Below are 470 nucleotides of genomic sequence, written 5' to 3'. Positions count from 1 at the left end.
CGCGCCGCCTTCTCAAACGCAATGAAGGCGATATCCGGCGTACAGGTTCCTTCCCTTGCTGCGACGAGAAGGCGAGCGGCCTCCCTGTAGACGTCTGCCTCTTTGTTCGGCCATTGCCCAGCCAATGCTAGCTCAGCCTCGGTGATCAAGCGTCCATCCACAAAGCGGATCAAGAGCGGTAGAAACTTACCCATCGTGCGCGAACCCCGTTTTGCGAGATCGGCATATGGAGCGAGACAATGGCTGACCATAACAATGCTCGGGAAACCGGCGCTACCAAGTATCCAGCGAAGAGGGTGCTGATCCCTCTGACCGATTTTCTCAGGATGCCGCTGGAAACAGAGGCCGCGCAACGGAATTGGGTTGACGAGGCGCCGAGGCCAAGTGAACGACAAGACGCACCAGTCCGATGGCCAAAACATGACGATTCCCCCTGATGCTCCTAAGCCTCGCGAGTAGCGCGGGTCGCA

General features: G+C 58.3%; 1 protein-coding gene. It reads right to left on the bottom strand.

Annotated features, from left to right (window positions below):
• Positions 1-194 (bottom strand): DUF982 domain-containing protein (locus AC0L3I_RS36990; protein WP_473530240.1); only part of this gene is annotated, 194 nt, incomplete at its 3' end.
• Positions 195-470 lie beyond the last annotated feature (276 nt).

The sequence above is a fragment of the Mesorhizobium sp. WSM4840 genome (assembly GCF_055811755.1).
This window is presented reverse-complemented; position numbering and strand designations above follow the sequence as displayed.